This is a genomic window from Luteibacter sp. UNC138MFCol5.1, assembly GCF_900110505.1.
Lineage (GTDB): Bacteria > Pseudomonadota > Gammaproteobacteria > Xanthomonadales > Rhodanobacteraceae > Luteibacter.
Genome location: NZ_FODZ01000007.1, coordinates 133,831 through 154,092, shown reverse-complemented (window position 1 = coordinate 154,092; position 20,262 = coordinate 133,831). Strand labels below are relative to the sequence as shown.

17 protein-coding genes are annotated in these 20,262 nt (G+C 67.2%); 6 read left to right on the top strand and 11 right to left on the bottom strand.

The features are described 5' to 3' along the window. Window positions 1-474 precede the first annotated feature (474 nt). Both BMY69_RS19445 and BMY69_RS17595 read left to right on the top strand, forming a co-directional pair. Entirely contained in the window at window positions 475-834 is a 360-nt protein-coding gene (locus BMY69_RS19445; RefSeq protein ID WP_143070512.1) for a hypothetical protein, read from the top strand. A gap of 1 nt (window position 835) precedes the next feature. After that, window positions 836-1,627 (top strand): hypothetical protein, encoded by a 792-nt coding sequence (locus tag BMY69_RS17595; protein ID WP_143070511.1) that lies wholly within the window; start codon window positions 836-838, stop codon window positions 1,625-1,627. A gap of 73 nt (window positions 1,628-1,700) precedes the next feature. Here BMY69_RS17595 and BMY69_RS17590 read toward each other — a convergent pair whose 3' ends face one another. The 8 genes from BMY69_RS17590 to BMY69_RS17555 all read right to left on the bottom strand — a co-directional run bounded on the left by BMY69_RS17590 (window position 1,701) and on the right by BMY69_RS17555 (window position 9,083). Continuing rightward, the gene (locus BMY69_RS17590; RefSeq protein ID WP_090055195.1) at window positions 1,701-3,602 is read right to left on the bottom strand and encodes a potassium transporter Kup; all 1,902 of its coding nucleotides are present in this window, start codon (window positions 3,600-3,602) and stop codon (window positions 1,701-1,703) included. A 3-nt stretch (window positions 3,603-3,605) separates the two neighbouring features. Continuing rightward, window positions 3,606-4,202 carry a Holliday junction branch migration protein RuvA gene (gene ruvA, locus BMY69_RS17585; protein ID WP_090055927.1) on the bottom strand — a complete coding sequence of 199 codons (597 nt, stop codon included), beginning with the start codon at window positions 4,200-4,202 and terminating at the stop codon, window positions 3,606-3,608. Then, window positions 4,199-4,720: a crossover junction endodeoxyribonuclease RuvC gene (gene ruvC, locus BMY69_RS17580; protein ID WP_090055196.1), complete on the bottom strand. Its 522-nt coding sequence runs from the start codon at window positions 4,718-4,720 to the stop codon at window positions 4,199-4,201. The genes ruvA and ruvC overlap by 4 nt, the downstream gene beginning before the upstream one ends. Before the next feature lie 45 nt (window positions 4,721-4,765). Beyond that, window positions 4,766-5,512 carry a YebC/PmpR family DNA-binding transcriptional regulator gene (locus tag BMY69_RS17575; protein ID WP_090055198.1) on the bottom strand — a complete coding sequence of 249 codons (747 nt, stop codon included), beginning with the start codon at window positions 5,510-5,512 and terminating at the stop codon, window positions 4,766-4,768. Between the two features lie 72 nt (window positions 5,513-5,584). Next, complete coding sequence (locus tag BMY69_RS17570) at window positions 5,585-6,226, bottom strand: esterase/lipase family protein (protein ID WP_255364602.1); 642 nt, start codon at window positions 6,224-6,226, stop codon at window positions 5,585-5,587. A 5-nt stretch (window positions 6,227-6,231) separates the two neighbouring features. After that, on the bottom strand, window positions 6,232-8,001 hold the full coding sequence (gene aspS, locus BMY69_RS17565; protein ID WP_090180742.1) for an aspartate--tRNA ligase: 1,770 nt from the start codon (window positions 7,999-8,001) through the stop codon (window positions 6,232-6,234). 98 nt (window positions 8,002-8,099) lie between these two features. Next, the gene (locus BMY69_RS17560; RefSeq protein ID WP_090180739.1) at window positions 8,100-8,648 is read right to left on the bottom strand and encodes a DUF3011 domain-containing protein; all 549 of its coding nucleotides are present in this window, start codon (window positions 8,646-8,648) and stop codon (window positions 8,100-8,102) included. Window positions 8,649-8,777: 129 nt separating this feature from the next. Further along, a complete protein-coding gene (locus tag BMY69_RS17555) occupies window positions 8,778-9,083 on the bottom strand; it encodes an FmdB family zinc ribbon protein (RefSeq protein ID WP_090180736.1) in 306 nt (101 codons plus the stop codon). A 392-nt stretch (window positions 9,084-9,475) separates the two neighbouring features. Between BMY69_RS17555 and BMY69_RS17550 the strand changes: the two genes are divergently transcribed. Next, a complete protein-coding gene (locus tag BMY69_RS17550; RefSeq protein WP_090055929.1) occupies window positions 9,476-11,902 on the top strand; it encodes a TonB-dependent receptor domain-containing protein in 2,427 nt (808 codons plus the stop codon). A gap of 51 nt (window positions 11,903-11,953) precedes the next feature. Here BMY69_RS17550 and clpB read toward each other — a convergent pair whose 3' ends face one another. Then, window positions 11,954-14,536, bottom strand: a complete 2,583-nt coding sequence (gene clpB, locus BMY69_RS17545) for an ATP-dependent chaperone ClpB (RefSeq protein ID WP_090180734.1) — start codon at window positions 14,534-14,536, stop codon at window positions 11,954-11,956. A 170-nt stretch (window positions 14,537-14,706) separates the two neighbouring features. Here clpB and otsB point away from each other — a divergent pair, with 170 nt between their 5' ends. Further along, complete coding sequence (otsB, locus tag BMY69_RS17540; RefSeq protein WP_175472826.1) at window positions 14,707-15,492, top strand: trehalose-phosphatase; 786 nt, start codon at window positions 14,707-14,709, stop codon at window positions 15,490-15,492. After that, window positions 15,489-16,904, top strand: a complete 1,416-nt coding sequence (gene otsA, locus BMY69_RS17535; RefSeq protein WP_090055210.1) for an alpha,alpha-trehalose-phosphate synthase (UDP-forming) — start codon at window positions 15,489-15,491, stop codon at window positions 16,902-16,904. The genes otsB and otsA overlap by 4 nt, the downstream gene beginning before the upstream one ends. Window positions 16,905-17,161: 257 nt before the next feature. Here the strand turns inward: otsA and pgeF are convergent, their stop codons facing one another. Next, window positions 17,162-17,902 (bottom strand): peptidoglycan editing factor PgeF, encoded by a 741-nt coding sequence (gene pgeF / locus BMY69_RS17530; protein WP_090180728.1) that lies wholly within the window; start codon window positions 17,900-17,902, stop codon window positions 17,162-17,164. Between the two features lies 1 nt (window position 17,903). Beyond that, the gene (rluD, locus tag BMY69_RS17525; RefSeq protein WP_090055213.1) at window positions 17,904-18,878 is read right to left on the bottom strand and encodes a 23S rRNA pseudouridine(1911/1915/1917) synthase RluD; all 975 of its coding nucleotides are present in this window, start codon (window positions 18,876-18,878) and stop codon (window positions 17,904-17,906) included. Window positions 18,879-18,947: 69 nt separating this feature from the next. Here rluD and BMY69_RS17520 point away from each other — a divergent pair, with 69 nt between their 5' ends. Further along, window positions 18,948-19,775 (top strand): outer membrane protein assembly factor BamD, encoded by an 828-nt coding sequence (locus BMY69_RS17520; RefSeq protein WP_090180725.1) that lies wholly within the window; start codon window positions 18,948-18,950, stop codon window positions 19,773-19,775. Window positions 19,776-20,262 lie beyond the last annotated feature (487 nt).

Here is a 20,262-nt window from a genome sequence, read left to right as displayed (position 1 = left end):
CGTATCCACACGACATGTGGATAACGCGGCCGTAGGAGCGCGCCCTGCGCGCGACCTCCTTTCGCGAGGAGCTCAGGCCCTGAAGCTCACGGCCAAAACATGTCGCGCGCAGGGCGCGCTCCTACGCCGCACACCGACGGTGCTTAGGAACTGGTCAACACAACGCAAGCCGCTGATCATCAATTCCGCACCGTAGTTGTCCAGATGATTCTTAAGGGCGTACCCGCAATAGGTGTAGATATTTTACTCCTGCCCCGCGCCCGCCCATGACTGCCTTGAGCTCTCATACCGCTTCGGAAGAGCCTGGCCCGACTCTTTGAGGATCACGGCGCAGCCTCACACATTAAATCCTACCGGCCTACGCAAACGTGTGGCGTTAGATCGGACACCGTCGAGGTAGAGGTCGACTGCAACTCCGGCAACGCGGCTCCTATTTTGTCGAAGCCCATCAGGGCATCGAATGAAGGAGCACGAATGAAGGCTCAGATACTCATCGCATCCATCCTCACCATTATGGCGACTGACGCCACCGCAGAAATCAAGTCGCTAAGCCGAGCCAATTGCATCGCCGGGGCAATCAATGAGTCCGTCACATACGACAGGCCCGGCCTCGACAGCTACTGGATGACGACAATCAGTCAGCACGTCGGCTTTGGCTCTGTAGGTGGCCACGCCGTCTCCGCGAGAAAAAGCTTCACATGGCGATCGTATGCTGGAGACCGTTTCGATTCTTCCAGAAACACAGTAACTGGAACGCATCTTTTTACAGATAGATGGGGTCGCAACCTTTATACGCAGACCATCGCCACGGATTGCAACCTGGGAGAATGGTGATATGAGCCATAAGAAAGCGCTTTGCTTAGTTCTACCCGTCGCCTGTCTTATCAGCTGCACGGCTTCAAGCCAGAGCAGACCCGGATTGCTGCCGGTGGCGCCGCCGACGTTCTCGCGCGTAGAGGTCGATGCGGCGCTCGACGCTGGAGTCGACCTGCGCAAGTTCGACCCGACGCCGGGGCTCCACACGGTCCCACTAAGCGACACGTGGAGCACTCCTGAACAGGCGAAGGTGATAAAAAAGCAGATCGATGAACAGCGGAGTCGTGGCTATTATTTGGCGGAAAACCACGCGGTTCCGGACCTACGAGCCGCGGTAAGAGCCGCTGCCAGTCAGCGCGGATACATTCCTCGCCACGACCGAACCTTCCACTCCTTGACTGAAATTCAGAACGACATCCTGGTCAAGCCAATCCATCTCGGAACCTCTGCGTTGTCGTCAGCCAGCCTGCTGGAAGTGCGTCTTGGTGGAAACTACCTCGAGGGGAAGTGGACGGGTCTCTCAAGGACGTTCGAAGTCGCCGACCTCGGCCTCGTCATACTCGAAGAGAGAGATCATGCCGCAAGTAAGGACTCCGTCACGGTGGTTCAGGAGTGGGTGAACACCGACGTGAACGGGCAGCAGGCAAGCATGAGGACCGCACGCAGCACGTCGGGACGCACCCTTGTCTCCGTCAGCTGGGAAAATCACCGCAAGCTCTATTCGCTCGAGCTGCAACCTCTCCGCATTGAGGCAGGGGAGGCTAATCAGGCCCGCCTTCTGGAAATCGCCCGGAAGCTGGTGGATTCCTGATCCCGTAAGCGGTTCGCCGCGAAGGGTGCTCTTTGCGAGTACCCTTCGCCCGCCGGCAGCACTCGCGCCAGCGCTAGATTTCCACCTGCGCGCCCAGCTCGATCAGGCGGTTACCCGGGATCTGGAAGAACGCGGTCGCGGGTAGCGCGTTGCGGGCGAGGAAGGCGAAGAGCTTGTCGCGCCACATCGCCATGCCGGGGCGGCGGATGTCCGCGACGATGGTTTCGCGCGACAGGAAGAACGTGGTGTCCATCATGTCGAAGTCGAGGCCCTTCGCGCTGGCGCGCGACAACGACAGCGGGATGTTCGGGTCTTCCGCGAAACCGTAGCGCAGCTGCAGGCCGTAGAAACCGCTGCCGTACTCGATGACTTCCATGCGCTCGTCGTAATCGGCGACGGGCGTTTCCAGCATCTCCACCGTCAGCAGCACGTTGCGTTCGTGCAGCACCTTGTTGTGCTTGAGGTTGTGCAGCATCGCGTGGGGCACGGCGTTCTGGTTCGCGGTGAGGAACACGGCCGTGCCGGGGACGATCACCGGCGGATGGTCGGCGATGTTCGCCACGAACGGTTCCAGCGCGAGGCCCGACTGCTTGATCTCGCGCACGACGAGGTCCCTGCCCCGCCGCCACGTCGTCATCACCGTGAAGATCACCACGCCAAGCACCAGCGGGAACCAGCCGCCGTGCGCGATCTTCAGCGCGTTGGCGCCGAAGAAGGCCAGGTCCGCGATGAGGAAGATGACGCCCACGGTGATGACCGCGGACCAGTGCCAGTGCCAGCGGCGGCGCGCGACGACCAGCGCCAGCAGCGTGGTCATCGTCATCGTGCCGGTCACCGCGATGCCGTACGCCGCGCCGAGGTTGTTCGACGAGCGGAAGCCGATGACGGCGAGGAACACCAGCACGAGCAGGAGGCGGTTCACCCAGGGCACGAAGATCTGGCCCGACATCTCATGCGACGTATGCACGACGGCCATGCGCGGCGAGTAGCCTAGCGACATGGCTTCGCGGGTCATCGAGAACGCGCCGGAGATCACCGCCTGGGAGGCGATCACCGCCGAGGCCGTCGCCAGGGCGATCATCGGGTAGAGCAGGTCTTCGGGAACCATCTTGTAGAACGGGTTCTCGATGGCGTCCGGATTGTGCAGCAGCAGCGCGCCCTGACCGAAGTAATTGATGAGCAGCGCAGGCAGCACGAAGAAGAACCAGGCCATCCGGATCGGCTTCTTGCCGAAGTGGCCCATGTCCGCGTAGAGGGCCTCGCCACCGGTCAGCGCCAGCACCACGCCGCCCAGCGCGATGAACGCCTGGCGCCCGTGCTCCATGAAGAAGTGCACCGCGTACTTCGGATTCAGCGCCCAGAGCACCTCGGGGTGCGCGATCAGCTGGCGCAGGCCGAGCCAGGCGAGCACGAGGAACCAGGTCGTCATCACCGGCGCGAACGCCTTGCCGACGATCTCCGTGCCGTGGCGCTGGATGGCGAACAGCACCAGCAGGATCACGAGGCAGATCGGCAGGATGTACGTGTCGAGCGACGGCGCCGCCACCTCGAGGCCCTCCACGGCGGAGAGCACCGACATCGCCGGCGTGATGACACCATCGCCGTAGAACAGCGACGCGCCGAAGATGCCGATGGCGGCCAGCACCCAGCGCGCGCGCGGCGATCCGCTCATGCTTCGCTGGGCCAGGGCCATCAGGGCCATGATGCCGCCCTCGCCCTTGTTGTCCGCCCGCATCACGAACGTGACGTACTTCAGCGAGATCACCATCAGCAGCGACCAGAAGATCAGCGAGAGCACGCCGAGCACGGCCATCGGCTCGGGCGTCATACCGTGCGTGCCGAGCGTTTCCTTCATGGTGTACAGCGGGCTGGTGCCGATGTCACCGAACACGATGCCGATGGCACCGAGCGCGAGCGCGGCGAGTTTTTTGCCGTGCGCGTTCTGCAGCTCTTCGGCGTGGTTGTGCTGGCCCATGGATCAGGTCCCCAACGCGGCGCGCAGCGCCTTGCGGATGATGGCTTCGGCGGTGTCACCGTCGGCGGCGGCCTTCTGGACCAGTCGCGAGGCTTCCACCGGCTTGTAACCGAGTTGCTGCAGGGCCACGGTCGCCTCGCCCACCGGATCGACCGGTGCCGCGTCGCCCACGGCGCTCACCGGCAGCCGCACGCCCACGGCGTCGACGCGGTCGCGCAGCTCGACGACCATGCGCTCGGCGGTCTTCTTGCCGATACCCGGGATCTTCGTCAGCGCCACGACGTCGCCGGCATGCACCAGGCGCGAGAGTTCGTCCGTCGCCACGCCCGAAAGCACGGCCAGCGCGATCTTCGCGCCGATGCCGCTGACCTTGAGCAGGTGGCGGAACATGGCCCGCTCGGCTTCGCGCAGGAAGCCGTAGAGCGCCACGCCGTCTTCCTTCACCGCGTAATGCGTGAGGAGGGTCACTTCCTTGCCCGTGGCCGGGAGGTCGTAGATCGTCGACATCGGGGCGTCGACTTCGTAACCGACGCCGCCCACCTCGATGAGGAGCGACGGCGGCTGCTTGGTGATGAGAGTGCCACGCAGGCGGCCGATCATCGGCGACGTCTCCATGCCGTGCGCGGGATACCCACGCGTTCGATACTGGACCGGGTATGCGCGTGGGCGATCGCGATCGCCAGCGCGTCGGCGGCGTCCGCCTGCAGCGGACCCTTGATGCCGAGGATCATCCCGATCATGTGCTGGACCTGGGTCTTGTCGGCGCGGCCGGTACCGACCACCGCCTGCTTGACCTCGGTCGCTGCATATTCGTGCACGACGATTCCCTGGCTGACCACGGCACAGACGGCCGCGCCGCGCGCCTGGCCCAGCTTGAGGGCCGAATCCGCGTTGCGCGCCATGAAGACACGCTCGATCGCGGCTTCCGCCGGACCGTGCGTGCCGATGATGCCGCACAACCCGTCAAAGATGCGTTTCAGGCGAAGCGGGAAGGTTTCCTCCCCGACCACCACGAGGGCGCCATGCCAGACATGGCTGATGGCGCCACCGGGCGCGACGTCGATGACGCCGACGCCCGTGCGCTGGCTACCCGGGTCGATGCCGAGAATGCGGGTCATGACGGAAGGCAGCTTGCGCGCGTGGCGAAGGAGACCGCAAGGGCCTCACTCGTCGTCCGCTTCCTGAGGCAGGACGGCGTTGTGGTAGACCTCGTCCACGTCGTCGAGCCCGTTGAGGCGCTCGAGCAGCTTCTGGAACTGCTCCAGGGCCTCGCCGGTCGGGGTGACCAGCGGGCCGTTCGGGCGCATGACGACGTCGGAGCCGTCGATGTCGAAACCGGCGGTCGACAGCGCCTTGCGCATGGCTTCCACCGCGATCGGATCGGCGGCGAGCAGCACCGTGCCGACACCGTTCTCGATGACGATGTCCTCGGCGTTGTTCTCGATGGCGGCTTCTTCGAGCTTCGCCTCGACATCGGCGTCGCCGCCGGTGTGGACCACGACCTGGCCCACGCGGGTGAACTGGAACGCCACCGAATTGGTGGTGCCCATGTTGCCGCCGAGCTTGTTCAGCGCCGCGCGCACGTCGGCGACGGTGCGGGTCTGGTTGTCGGTGACGCAGTCGATGATCAGCGCGGTACCCGCCGGGCCGTAGCCCTCGTAGCGGATCTCGTGCATGTCCGCGCCGCCGTCGGCACCGGAGCCGCGCTTGATGGCGCGCTCGATGGTGTCCTTGGTCATGTTCGCGGCCAGCGCCTTGTCGACGGCCGCGCGCAGGCGCGGATTGCCGTTCGGGTCGGGCACGCCGCCGCGGGTAGCGATGGTGATTTCGCGGATCAGCTTGGTGAACACCTTGGCGCGCTTGGCGTCTTCGGCGTTCTTGCGACCTTCGATGGAAGGGCCTCTACCCATGTTCGATTCCTGGTGATACCGGAAGGACAGGGGCGGGATTCTAGCGTAGGAGCGCGCCTTGCGCGCGGCCGGTCACGCCTCGGTGTCGAACCGCCCTTCCCTGAGGAACACCGCCGCCTGGCGTGCCACGTCCGCGGAAACCAGCATGCCGGTATGGCTGGTCTCGAGGATGCAATGGGCGGTCAGGCCGGGCAGGCGCGTTTCTTCCACGCCGACCGAACCGTCGTGCTCGGAACCGACGTCGCCGACGAGCGAGCCGAGGCCCACCGGCTGGCGGCCGGCGATCACGCCGACCTCGCGATGACCATCCCAGCGGTCGAGGCCGTGCTCGAGCAGTTCCTTCGAACGACCGAGCAGCATGTCGCCACCCCAACGGTGCGTGAGCCCCCGCGCGGCACCGCTGCCATTGAGGGGCGAGCCGAGGCAGACGATGCGACCGTCCGGCAGATCGTCGTCGCGGCAGGCCAGCAGCGCGAGGATGCCGCCGAGGCTGTGCCCCACCACGTGCACCGGCCCGGGCTCCAGGCTGCGGATACGCTTGCGCAGGCGCGCGATCGCCTGTTCCGGCGGCGCGGCGACGCTCATGTATTCGAACTGGTGGACCCGGAAACCCTCCTCGCGCAGGCGACGGTGCAGCATCGCCATGGCGAAGCCGCGCATCCACAACCCGTGCAACAACAGGACATCGGGCTGCGGGGCGCTGACGTCTTCCACGAGGATCAGGCCTTCGCCGGCTCCGCGGCGACGCGGACGTGGAGTTCCTTCAGCTGCGGCTCGGAGACCGGCGACGGCGCGTCGGTCATCAGGTCCTGGGCGCTGGTGGTCTTCGGGAAGGCGATCACGTCGCGGATCGATTCCGTGCCGGCCATCAGGGCGGCGATGCGGTCGATGCCGAAGGCCAGGCCGCCATGGGGCGGCGCGCCCATGCGCAGGGCGTCGAGCAGGAAGCCGAACTTGCCCTGCGCCTCTTCCGCGCCGATGCCGAGCAGGTCGAACACCGCGCTCTGCATCTCGGGGCGATGGATACGGATCGAACCGCCGCCGATCTCGTTACCGTTGAGCACCATGTCGTAACCACGGCTTACCGCGACGGCCGCGTTCGCGCGCAGATCGGCGATGTCGTCGACCTTCGGCGCGGTGAACGGATGGTGGAGCGCGACGAAGCGCTTCTCTTCCTCGTCGTATTCGAACATCGGGAAGTCGGTGACCCACAGCGGCTTCCAGGCGTTCTCCACCAGGCCGCGATCGCGACCCACCTTCAGGCGCACGGCGCCCATGAAGTCGGTGACCGTCTTCCAGCGACCCGCGCCGAAGAACACGATGTCGCCATTCGCGGCGCCCGTGAGCGCGAGCACCTGCGCGAGCGCGGCGTCGTCGAGGAACTTCGCGACCGGCGAGTTGATGCCTTCGCGGCCCTTGGCCAGGTCGTCGACCTTCAGCCAGGCGAGGCCCTTCGCACCGTACTTTCCGGCGTACTCGGCGAGGCCGTCGATGTCCTTGCGCGAAAGCTCGGCGCCACCGGGCACGCGCAGCGCGGCCACGCGTCCGGCCGGATCGTTCGCCGGCTCGGCGAACACCTTGAACTCGATGTGCTTCACGGCGTCGGCGACGTCGACGAGTTCGAGCGGGTTGCGCAGGTCGGGCTTGTCGGAGCCGAAGCGGCGCATCGCTTCCTCGTACGTCATGCGCGGGAAGCTGGCGTCGAGTTCGACGCCGCGCACCTCGCGGAACACGTGGCGGATGAGGTTTTCGACGAAGTCCTGCACGTCGTGCTCTTGAACGAACGCGAACTCGAGGTCGAGCTGCGTGAATTCCGGCTGGCGATCGGCGCGCAGGTCTTCGTCGCGGAAGCAGCGGGCGATCTGGTAGTAGCGATCGAAGCCCGCCATCATCAGGATCTGCTTGAACAGCTGCGGCGACTGCGGCAGCGCGTAGAACTGGCCCGGATGCACGCGGCTCGGCACCAGGTAATCGCGGGCGCCTTCCGGCGTGGCCTTCGTGAGGATCGGCGTCTCGATGTCCTGGAAGCCCGCGGCGTCGAGGTAGCGACGCAGCTCGCGCACCAGCGCGGTGCGCGTGCGCATCATCTTCTGCATCTCCGGACGGCGCAGGTCGAGGTAGCGGTAGGTCATCCGCATGTCCTCGTTCGGATTCTCGTGCAGCGCGAAGGGCAGGTCGCGCGCGGCGTTGAGGATCTCGACCTTGTCGGCGATCAGCTCGACGGTGCCGGTCTTCAGCTTGTCGTTCGCCGACAGGCGCTTGCGGATCTGCCCGGTGACCCTGACCACGTATTCGTAACCCAGTTCGCCCGCGACGGCGAAGGCGTCGGCGTTCTCGCGTTCGATCACGACCTGGGCGACGCCCTCATGGTCGCGGAGGTCGACGAAGGCCACGTGGCTCTGCAGCCGGAGGGTGTTGACCCACCCGCAAAGGGTGACGTCCTGGCCGATCAGCGACTCGTCGATGAGGCCGCAAAAATGGGTGCGCATGCGCTTGGAGCTCCGGCTGCCGCGTGGGCGATCAAAGGCGGGGGAAAAGACCCCGGATCGTATCACGAGCCGGGGTCACCCACCTGCCGGAAACGGCCTCAGCGGCCGATGTCGAACTGGCCCCGGCAGCCGTGATCCGCCCAGATGCCGTCCCGGGTGAAGCCGTAGCTGTAGCCCTCGCGACACTGGTTCTTCGAGGTCTGCTGGACGAGGCGTGCACCTCGACCGATGGGCCAGCGGCAGAACACCCGCTTGTTGTCGTTGCTGTCGCAGCTGACGATCTGTCCACCGCCACCACCGGGGCGGCCGCCGCCCCAGCCCGGGCGATCGTCGTCATCGTGGCCCCAGCCACCGCCCGGACGTCCGCCGCCCCAGCCACGGGCCTCCTGGAAGATGCCGCGGCAGCCGTCGTCGACCCAGAGGCCGCCGCGGTCGATGTCCCAGGTGCGGCCACGGATGCAGGCCGTCTTCGAATCCTGACGGACCAGCCGGGCGTCGCGCCACGGCACCCGGCAGTAGGACCGACGCCCGTTGTCGCTGTAGCAGTTGACGGTGTCGCCACCCCGCTGCGCGTGCGCCGCGGGCGCGGCCGTGAACGCGGCGGCGCCGAGCGCGATGGTGGCGGCCAGTCCCAGAATGCGTTTCATGTCCCTACCTCCGATGTGTGTGGCGCCAAGCTATCGGAGGAATACGAAACGATGTTTGAACGGATCGTAGGAATCTGCCGATCACGTCTGTAGGCCGCCGTTCCGGTTATCCGGCGTTTTCCTGGACGCTCAGTCGGACGAAGGCTTGCTACCGGTCGTGGGTGCCGGCGAGGGCGCCGGAGCGGGCGCGGCCGCGGGGCTTGCCGCGGGCGCACCGGTCGACCCTTCGACGAGGTTGCGCTTGCGATCGCCGTCCTTCTTGAAATCGGTTTCGTACCAGCCACCGCCTGCGAGCCGGAATTGCGGCGCGCTCAGCATCCGGCCGACGCGCGGCTCGCCGCAGTTCGGGCACACGGCGGGGTCGGCGTCGGAGATCTTCTGCAACCGTTCGAAGCGGTGGCCGCAGGCCTGGCACTGGAATTCGTAGATGGGCATGGGAAGACGTCCTCGGATGTACCAGCCGGCCATTATCGGGTGGCATCGCCCCTTTTCAATGCGGAGACCGCTGCGCGAGGCATCGCGACGAGTTCCGGCGCGGTGACGATTCTGCCTTGCACCAAAATGGAGAAACAAGCCAGTTTCGTACCAAGTCCTTAATTCAAGACACATGCTCGCTGTTTTTCCCCCGGTTGGCGCAAAGTGAAACCGTCTTATTGACGCGCCGCAGCAGCCCTGCCTAGCTTGGATTCCAGCACGGCCGCCGGCCGTGTCGCGGGGTGTGCCGCGCCCCGCGTGACGACGAGCTCGCCCTGGGGAACCCACCGATGACGAAAGGCAAGATCCTCCGACGCAAACCCGCCACCCGCTGGCTGCCGACCCTGGGACTCATGATCGTGACACCGGGTTACGCGCAGGACGCCAGCCCGCCGCCGCAGGCGAGCGAGGCACGCCAGCTCGACCAGGTCGTCGTGACCGGTACCCGATCGACGACGCGCACCGAAGCCAGTTCGCTCTCCCCGATCGACGTGCTCACGCCACGCGACCTCACCTCCACCGGCAGCACCGAACTGGCCACCGCGCTGGCCCGACTGCTTCCGTCGCTCGACTTCCCGCGCCCCGCCATCAACGACGGCAACGACGCGATCCGCCCGGCGAGCCTGCGCGGCCTGTCGCCCGACGCGACCCTCGTCCTCGTCGACGGCAAGCGCTATCACACCTCGGCGCTGGTCAATTACAACCCCTCCGTCGGCCGCGGTTCGGCGCCGGCCGACCTGAACTCCATTCCCATCTCGGCGATCGACCACATCGAGGTCCTGCGCGACGGCGCAGCGGCGCAGTACGGCTCCGACGCCATCGCGGGCGTGATCAACATCGTGCTCAAGCACGGCGCCGCCGCGGGATCGAACGTGATCACCGCCAACGGCGGCATCATGGACAAGGGCGACGGTGCCACGAACGGCATCGACGGCTCCGTGGGCATCGACCTCGGCGGCAAGGGCGCCGATGCGAAGGGCTGGCTCCGCGTCGCGTGGAACTACCAGAACTCGATGAACACCAACCGCGCCGCGTCCGTCGGGCTGTTCACGCCGGAGGAAGCGGCCGACGGAAACATCGCGCACCAGCGTTATGGCGACCCCGCGATCAAGACGTACCAGGCGCTCACCAATTTCCAGTACGCCGTGGCGCACAACGTCGACGTGTACGGCGTGCTCAGCCTGAGCCGGCGCGACGTGACCTCGAACGGCTACTACCGCGGCGCCACGAACGCGCGCAACGTGCCCGAGGTGTACCCGGACGGTTTCCTTCCGCAGATCGTGAACCACACGAACGACAGCACGGCCATCCTCGGCGTGAAAGGCACGACCGACGGCGGCTGGCGCTGGGACGCGTCGGGCAACTACGGCATCAATTCGCTCGTCTTCGACGTCGCCAACAGCATCAACACCAACCTCTTCTATTCCACCGGCAATTCGCCGACGTATTTCAACGCGGGCACCTTCAAGAACTCGCAGGCGCTCGCCAACGTCGACATCGGCAAGGATTTCAGCGTGGGCTGGTTGCCCAACCCGCTCACCCTCGCGTTCGGCGCCGAGTACCGCAGGGAGAAGTACCAGATCGACGCGGGCGATCCGGATTCGTACTACTTCAACCCGGCGACGCTGATCCCGGGCACCGACGCGCCGTACGCAGGCGGCGCGCAGGTCTTCCCGGGTCTACCGCCCTCCGCCGCCGGCAGCTTCACCCGCCACAGCGAGGCCGCCTACGTCGATCTCGAAACCGATGTCACCGACCGCTTCTCCGCCGGCGTCGCCGGGCGCTACGAGCATTACAGCGACGCCGGGTCGACGCGTTCGGGCAAGGTCTCCATGCGCTACCAGTTCACGCCCACGTTCGCACTGCGCGGCACGATCTCCAACGGCTTCCGCGCACCGTCGCTCGCCCAGCAGAACTACCAGTCGGTGGTGACCATCATCGACCCGAGCACGGGACAGCTCGCGCAGACCGGCACCTACCGCACCTCCGACCCCGCGGCGATCGCCCTCGGCGCGAAGGCGCTGAAGCCCGAGAAATCCGCCAACTACGGCATCGGCGCGGTGTGGGAGCCGATCGCGAACCTGAGCGCCACGCTGGACGTGTACCAGATACGCATCTGGAACCAGATCCTCTACTCCGACACGATCAGCCTGACCGACCCCGTGCTCGCCGCGTACTTCAACAGCGTCGTGCCCGGCCAGCAGGTCACCGCCGTCCAGTACTTCGCCAACGCGGCGACCACGCGCACGCGCGGCGCGGACCTCGTGATCAACTACCGCATCCCGACGACGAACGCCGGCGAGTTCAACCTGATGGCCAGCGGCAACTACAACAAGGTGAAGGTGCTCGACGTGGCCGCCACCCCGGCCATCCTGCAGGCGAACGCGTCGGAAGGCATCGAGCTGTTCGGCCGTGCGAGCCAGGGCCTGCTGACCCGCGCCACGCCGCGCACCAAGTTCGTCCTCGGTGGCGACTGGTCGCTCGCCGGCTTCCGTGCCCACGCGGACCTCACGCGGTACGGCACCGTCACGCGCGTGACGACGGACGCGTCAACCGACCAGACGTTCGCCGCGCGGTGGCTGCTGAACACCTCCGTGGGTTACACGCTCGACGCGTGGAGCTTCACGCTCGGCGTCGACAACGCGACCAACCAGTACCCGACGCGCGTGAGCCCGACGAACACCGGCGAGGATTATTTCAGCGGCCTGCAGTACTCGTCGCTCTCGCCGTTCGGCTTCAACGGGCGGTACTACTACGCGAAGGTCGGCTTCCGCTTCTGAGCCGACGGCGGCGGGAGGGCCATCGTGCACGGATGCACGATGGCCCTTCGGTCACACCGCGACGAAGCTCAGATGGTTGCCATCGGAGTCCACCTTCACCGTCTGCCCCGGCGAGAACGCGCCCTGCAGGATGCGCTGCGCCAGCGGGTTCTCCAGCTGCTGCTGGATCGCGCGCTTGAGCGGGCGCGCGCCGTAGACCGGATCGAAGCCCGCGCTTCCGAGCAGGTCGAGCGCCGCGTCGGTGATCTCCAGGCCGAGCTGGCGTTCGGCCAGACGCTTGGCCAGGTAGTCGAGCTGGATACGCGCGATCGAACGGATCTGCTTCTTGTCGAGCGGACGGAACACCACGAGGTCGTCGAGGCGGTTGATGAACTCGGGGCGGAAGTGCGCCTGCACCACGCCGAGCACGGAGGCCTTCATCTGCAGGTAGTCGGCTTCGCTGTCGCCGGCCTGTTCCTGGATCAGGTTCGATCCGAGGTTCGACGTCATGACGATGACCGTGTTGCGGAAGTCGACGGTGCGGCCCTGCCCGTCCGTGAGCCGGCCGTCGTCCAGCACCTGGAGCAGGATGTTGAAGACGTCCGGATGCGCCTTCTCGACCTCGTCGAGCAGGATCACGCTGTACGGGCGACGGCGCACCGCTTCGGTGAGGTAGCCACCTTCCTCATAGCCGACATAACCCGGAGGCGCGCCGACCAGACGGCTCACGGAATGCTTCTCCATGAACTCGCTCATGTCGATGCGGACCATCGCGTCCTGCGTGTCGAAGAGGAAATCGGCCAGCGCCTTGCACAGTTCGGTCTTGCCCACGCCGGTGGGGCCGAGGAACAGGAACGAGCCGTACGGGCGGTTCGGATCCGACAGGCCGGCACGCGCGCGACGGATCGCGTCGGACACCGCGCGCACCGCCTCGTCCTGGCCGACGACGCGCGCATGCAACGCCTCTTCCATGTGCAACAGCTTCTCGCGCTCGCCTTCGAGCATCTTCGACACGGGAATGCCGGTCCAGCGCGCGACCACTTCCGCGATTTCCTCCGCCGTGACGCGGTCCTGCAGCAGCGTGAAGTCCTGCTTCTCGGCCTGCTGCGCGGCGGCGAGCTGCGCTTCCAGCGCCGGCAGGCGGCCGTACTGGATCTCGCTCATCGCACCGTAGTCCTGGCGACGCTGCGCGGCTTCGAGTTCGAGGCGCGCCTGCTCGATCTGTTCCTTGATCTTCGTCGCACCCTGCAGCGTGGCCTTCTCTGACTTCCACACCTCGTTGAGGTCGGAGAATTCGCGGTCGAGCTTTTCGATGTCGGCCTCGAGGGTGGCAAGGCGCTGCTTCGACTCGTCGTCCTGCTCCTTCTTCAGCATCTCGCGCTGGATCTTCAGCTGGATCAGGCGGCGCTCGAGGCGATCGAGCTCTTCCGGCTTGGAGTCGATCTCCATGCGGATGCGCGACGCCGCCTCGTCCATCAGGTCGATGGCCTTGTCGGGAAGCTGGCGATCGGGGATGTAGCGCGCCGACAGCGTGGCCGCCGCGACGATCGCGGGATCGGTGATCTCCACGCCGTGGTGCACGGCGTAGCGCTCCTTCAGGCCACGCAGGATCGCGATCGTGTCCTCCACGCTCGGCTCACCCACATAGACCTTCTGGAAACGGCGCTCGAGCGCGGCATCCTTCTCGACGTACTTGCGGTATTCGTCGAGCGTCGTCGCGCCGATGCAATGCAGCTCGCCACGCGCCAGCGCGGGCTTGAGCATGTTGCCGGCGTCCATCGCGCCATCGGCCTTGCCGGCGCCGACCATCGTGTGCAGCTCGTCGATGAAGAGGATCACGCGACCTTCCTGCTTCGAAAGATCGTTGAGCACGCCCTTCAGCCGTTCCTCGAATTCGCCGCGGAACTTCGCGCCCGCGATCAGCGCGCCCATGTCGAGCGAAAGCACGCGCTTGTCGCGCAGGCCCTCGGGCACCTCGCCGTTGACGATGCGCTGCGCGAGGCCCTCGACGATCGCCGTCTTGCCCACGCCCGGCTCGCCGATCAGCACCGGGTTGTTCTTCGTCCGGCGCTGCAGCACCTGGATCGTGCGACGGATCTCCTCGTCGCGGCCGATCACCGGATCGAGCTTGCCGCTCTCGGCGCGCTCGGTGAGGTCGATGGTGTACTTCTCCAGCGCCTGGCGCTGCTCTTCGGCGTTCTCGGACTGCACCTTCTCGCCGCCGCGGAGTTTTTCGATCGCGGCCTCGATACGCTCTTTCGTCGCGCCGGCGGCTTTCAGCGCGCCGCCGACCTCGCCACGGTCGTCCAGGGCGGCCAGCAGGAACAGCTCGCTGGCGACGAACTGGTCGCCACGCTGCTGTGCCAGCTTGTCGGTGAGGTTGAGCAGGCGGTTGAGGTCGTTGCCCAGGCTGATGTTGCCTTCCTGGCCGCTGACCTTCGGCAGCCGGTCGAGGATCTCGCTCACGCGCTGGCGCAGCGCGGGCACGTTGACCTGCGCCTGGGTCAGCAACGGACCCGTCGAGCCGCCCTGCTGGTCGAGCAGCGCGGCGAGCAGGTGCGCCGGTTCGAGGATGTTGTTGTCGCGGCCGACGGCCAGCGACTGCGCGTCAGCCAGCGCCTGCTGGAAGCGCGACGTCAGTTTGTCCATTCGCATGGTAGGTGTCTCCCGAAGATGTTGGCGCGCCCCGGGCCCTCCCCGCGACCGCCTCTGATGAAACAGATGCGGCCCGCACCCGGCGCCTTCAACGGCTGGGGACGGTCGACGCAGCGCTTTTTTCACGGCTCCGGAGGCATCCTGACAGGGTCGATGTCCCTGGAGTCACCGTGAACGCCGCCCGCGACACCCTGCCCTCGCCTCCCGTGGAGCTCGTCTCCCGCGATAGTGCTCTTTTTCTCGACGCGGACGGCACGCTGCTCGCGTTCGCCGACGATCCGGACGCCGTGTTCGTCGCCGACGGCCTGATGGACACCCTCGATGCGCTGCACGACGCCCTCGGCGGGGCGATCGCCCTCGTCAGCGGCCGCGCCATCTCGGGCCTCGACCGCATCTTCGCCCGCTGCGAGTGGGCGGCCGCCGGCCAGCACGGGCTCGAACGGCGTGACGGCGACGGCCACCGTACCGCCGTCCGGATCGACGAGGCTGAACTGAAGGCCTTGCGCGCCGCCGTCCACGATCTCGCGGCCCTGCTGCCGGGAGTACGCGTGGAGGACAAGAGCTGGTCGGTCGCCCTGCATTGCCGCGAGCACCCCGAGCGTGCCGACGAGCTCGGCCGGATCGCACCTGCGATCGTCCGGCGCTTCCCCGGGTTCGAGCTCCAGCCGGGCAACTTCGTCTACGAGTTCAAGCCACGCGGGATGGACAAGGGCGCGGCGGTCGCGGCCTTCCTCGACGCCCCGCCGTTCCGCGGCCGCACGCCCATCTACCTCGGCGACGACCTCACCGACGAGCACGCCTTCGCGGTCGTCAACGAGCGCGGCGGCGTGTCGATCCGCGTCGGTGAAAGGGTGCCGTCACAAGCGGCGTTCACATTGTCTAGCCCGGCCGATGTCCATGCTTGGCTGGATTCCGTGAAAGCCCTGTTGACGCAAGGAGCCGCGAGCGAAAAATGAGCCGACTAGTCGTCATATCTAACCGTGTCGCGCTGCCGAAGCAGACGCAGACCGGTGGACTGGCGTCCGCGATGAACGCGGCGCTGCAGGAAATGGGTGGGCTGTGGTTCGGCTGGAGCGGGAACATCGCCGCCGAAACGGGCAAGGAGTTGCACGAGGTCGAGGACGGCCACATCAGCTACGCCACGATCGACATGTCCAAGGCGGACCATGACGACTATTACAGCGGCTTCGCGAACCGGGCCCTCTGGCCGCTGTTCCATTATCGGGCCGACCTGGTCGATTACCGCCGCGACCACCTCGAAGGGTACCTGCGGGTCAACCGGATCTTCGCCAAGCGGGTGGCAAAGCTGCTCCGCAAGGACGACATCATCTGGGTGCACGATTACCACCTGATCCCGCTGGCCGCGATGCTGCGCGAACTGGGCGTCGAGAACCGGATCGGTTTCTTCCTGCACACGCCGCTGCCCGCCGCGGGCCTGCTGATCACCCTGCCCCGGCACCGCGAACTGCTGGAGCCGCTGGCCTCGTACGATCTCGTCGGCTTGCACACGCAGCGCGACCTGCGCGCGCTCGAGGACTATTTCCTGCACGAGCTGGGCGCGGCGATGCGCACCGGCGGCCGCATCCGCGCCGCCAACGGACGCATCTTCCGCGCCGGCGTGTTCCCGATCAGCATCGACACCGCGGAAGCGGTCGAACTGGCGCACCGGGCGGAAGACAGTGGCGCCGTGGCGCGGCTCAAGGCCTCGATCGACGACCGCTCGCTGATCATCGGCGTGGACCGCCTCGACTACTCCAAGGGCCTTCCGGAGCGCTTCGAGGGCTTCGCCCGCCTCCTGCGCGACCACAAGGACATGCGCGGCCGCGTCTCGCTGCTGCAGATCGCCCCGCCCTCGCGCTCCGACGTGCCGGAATACCGCTCGTTGCGTCGCGAGCTCGAGCGCAGTGCCGGTCACATCAACGGCCAGTACGCCGAGCCGGACTGGGTGCCCATCCGGTACGTCAACAAGTCCTTCGGGCACAAGGTGCTGGCGGGTTACTTCCGGGTGGCGAAGGTGGGCCTGGTCACGCCGCTACGCGACGGCATGAACCTCGTGGCGAAGGAATACGTCGCCTGCCAGGATCCCCAGGATCCGGGCGTGCTCGTCCTGTCGCGCTTCGCCGGCGCGGCGCAGGAACTGGACGCCGCCCTGCTGGTGAACCCGTCCGACCTCGACGAGGTTTCCGAAGCGCTGAAGCGCGCGCTGGAGATGCCGCTGAAGGAGCGCCGCATGCGCTGGCAGTCGATGATGGACGTGCTGGAACGCAACGACATCACCACGTGGCGCAACGCGTTCCTGCATGCGCTCACCGAGCCACCGCGAGTCAAACCGGAAATCTACGTGCCGACGCCGATGACGGCCCCCTGACGCCTGGCATGCCTCATGCCCCCCCTGTGGGAGCGCACCTGGGCGCGATGAATGCTTGCCGCGAGCACCCATCGCGGCCAGGTCCGCTCCTACGGACGCGGTTGCGTCCGGCTACTTCGAACCGCCCGCTCGCCGCGCCGTGCCCTGACGCCTGGCATGCCTGATGCCCCCTGTGGGAGCGCACCTGGGCGCGATGGATGCTTGCCGCGAGCACCCATCGCGGCCAGGTCCGCTCCTACGGATGCCGTTGCGTCCGGCTACTTCGTCCAGATCACCGACGCGAACCGCCCGCTCGCCGCGCCGTCCCGGCGGTACGAGTAGAGCCGGGCATCGCGGAACGTGTCGAATCCGCCGCCCGACACCCGTCCGACGCCGACCGCGGCCAGCCTGCGGCGCGCCAGCACGTACAGATCGCACAGCCAGTGGCCCGGCCGCGTTGGGGTGAAGGCGGCCTCCGCGCCGGGATCCGCCTCGACGAAGGCGCCGCGCACTTCGGCGCCCACCTCGTACGACGGCCCGCCGATGGCCGGGCCGAGCCACGCCTGGATCGTCGACGGCGGCAGGTCCATCCGCGCCACCGTGTTCTCCAGCACGCCGCCCGCGAGACCGCGCCAGCCCGCATGAGCGGCGCCGATGGTGCCGCCGTCGTCCGAGGCGAAAAGCACCGGCAGGCAATCGGCCGTGAGGATCGCCAGCGCCTTGCCGGGCCCGCGGGCCACGGCCGCATCGGCCTCCGGCTCGTCGTCGCCCGGCGTCATGGCATCCGCCACGACGGTCCCGTGGACCTGTCTCAGCCAGAGGGGCCGCTCCGGGAGGTGCAGGGCCAGGGCCAGCGCTTCGCGGTTGGCGATCACCGCCGCGAGGTCGTCCCCGGAACGCAGGCCGAGGTTCAGCCGGTCGTACGGCGCGACGGAAACTCCCGGCCCGAGCCGGGTCGACACCGCCGACCCGATGTTCTCGGGCGCGCTCCAGTCGGGAACGATCCAGGGCTCGGTCACGTCAGTCCTCGATGGGATGGAGCGCCGTATCGGCCCGGAGCGCCTCGATCAGCGCTTCCTGATCCGCCGGGCGCGGCGAGTCGAAGCTGAGGTACTCGCCCGTGATCGGGTGCTCGAAGGCCAGGTTCTCGGCATGCAGCGCCTGGCGACGGAAGCCGCGCAGGGCGTCGATCAGCTCCTGGCTCGCGCCGCGCGGCAGCCGCAGGCCGTTGCCGTAGAGCTGGTCGCCCACGAGCGGGTGGCCCAGGTGCGCCATGTGCACGCGAATCTGGTGGGTCCGGCCGGTCTCCAGGTTGCACTGGATGACGCTGTGCGCGCGGAAGCGCTCGCGGACGCGGTAATGGGTCACCGCCTCCTTGCCGCCATCCTCCACGTCGCGGACGCCCTGTTTCAGGCGGTCGTGCTGGTGCCGGCCGATGGGCTGGTCCACCGTGCCGCCCGCCACCATGGTGCCCAGCACCACGGCCTCGTACTGCCGGTGGACGTCGTGGCGCGCCAGCATGGCCACCAGGGCCGTATGGGCCGCGATGCTCTTGGCCACCACCATCAGGCCCGCGGTGTCCTTGTCCAGGCGGTGGACGATGCCACCGCGGGGCAGTTCCGCCAGCGCCGGGCTGTGGTGCAGCAGCGCGTTCAGCATCGTCCCCGCCGGATTGCCGGCCCCGGGGTGCACGACCAGCCCCACGGGCTTGTCGATCACCATCAGGTCGTCGTCCTCGTAACGGATGTCGAGGGCGATGTCCTCGGGCTGCGCGTCCACCTCGGTGGCCAGTTCGGCCTCCAGCTCCACGCGCTCGCCCCCGCGCAGCAGGTGCCGGGGGGCCGCCGGAGCGCCGTCCAGCAACACCTTGCCCTCCTTGATCCAGCCCGTGAGGCGGGATCGGGAGTAATCGGGGAACATCTCGGCCAGCGACTGGTCGAAACGCCGACCCGCCGCCGCTACCGGCACGGTGGCCTCATGTCGTACCGTCGTCATACCGCCTCGCCCGGCCCGCGGCCGGTTTCGGCTATCATGCCGTTTCGCTCAAGCATCCGAACTCTCTCAATGCGTGCAACCAAGATCACCATTCTGCTCGTCCTCGCCCTGTCGATGAGCGCCTGCTCGATGTTCCGCAGCAAGAAGGAGACGATCGACACGATGCCGGTCGAACGGCTCTATGCCAACGCCCATGAATCGCTGGAGCATTCCGACTACGCCGCGGCCGAGAAGGCCTACGAGCGACTGATCGCGCGCTTCCCGTCGGGTGACATCAACGAGCAGGCCCAGATCGAACTGGCTTACGCGCAGTACAAAGACAACAAGCCGGACGACGCTTACTCGACGATCAACCGCTTCATCAAGACGTTTCCGACCCACAAGCATGCAGATTATGCCTATTACCTGCGCGGTCTGATCAATTTCGACCGTACGGGCGGCATCATCGAGCGCTACCTGCAGCGTGGCGACGGCGCCTCGACCCGCCGCGACCAGGGCTTCAACCTGACCGCGTTCGACGATTTCAGCCAGCTGACGCGCCGCTATCCGAACAGCGCCTACGCCACGGACGCCCGCCAGCGCATGATCTTCCTGCGCAACCAGCTGGCCCGCTTCGAGATCAACGTCGCCGAGTACTACCTGCGCACCAAGGCGTACATCGCTTCGGCCAACCGCGCCCAGTACGTCATCGAGCACTACCAGCAGTCGCCGGCCACGGCCGACGCCCTGGCGATCCTGACGCGCAGCTACATCGCCCTCGACCGCCAGCCGCTCGCCGACCAGACCCGCCAGGTGCTGGCCCTGAACTACCCGGACCACCCGTACCTGACCGACGCCAACTGGCCGCACCACCCGTCGGTCTGGCGCAAGGCGATCCCGTTCTCGGGTCACCATTGAGCCCCTCGCGACACGCTTGACGAAAAAGCCGGCGAAAGCCGGCTTTTTCATGCGCACCGCCCTGCCCGTGGACCGAGGCCGTGGATCCCGGCGTCCGCCGGAATGACGACGTCGCGAGCACCCACTCACCGTCGCCCAGGCGCACGCCGGGGCCCACGGCGATGCGGTCGGTTTTCGCGGAGAGGTCCGCCCGTGGACCGAGGCCGTGGATCCCGGCGTTCGCCGGGATGACGACGTCGCGAGCACCCCCTCACCGTCGCCCCGGCGCACGCCGGGGCCCGCGGCGAGGCGATCGGTTTTCGCGGAAAGGCCCGCCCGTGGACCGAGGACGTGGATCCCGGCGTTCGCCGGGATGACGACGTCGCGAGCACCCACTCACCGTCGCCCCGGCGCACGCCGGGGCCCACGGCGATGCGGTCGGTTTTCGCGGAGAGGTCCGCCCGTAGACCGAGGCCGTGGGTCCCGGCGTTCGCCGGGATGACGCCGT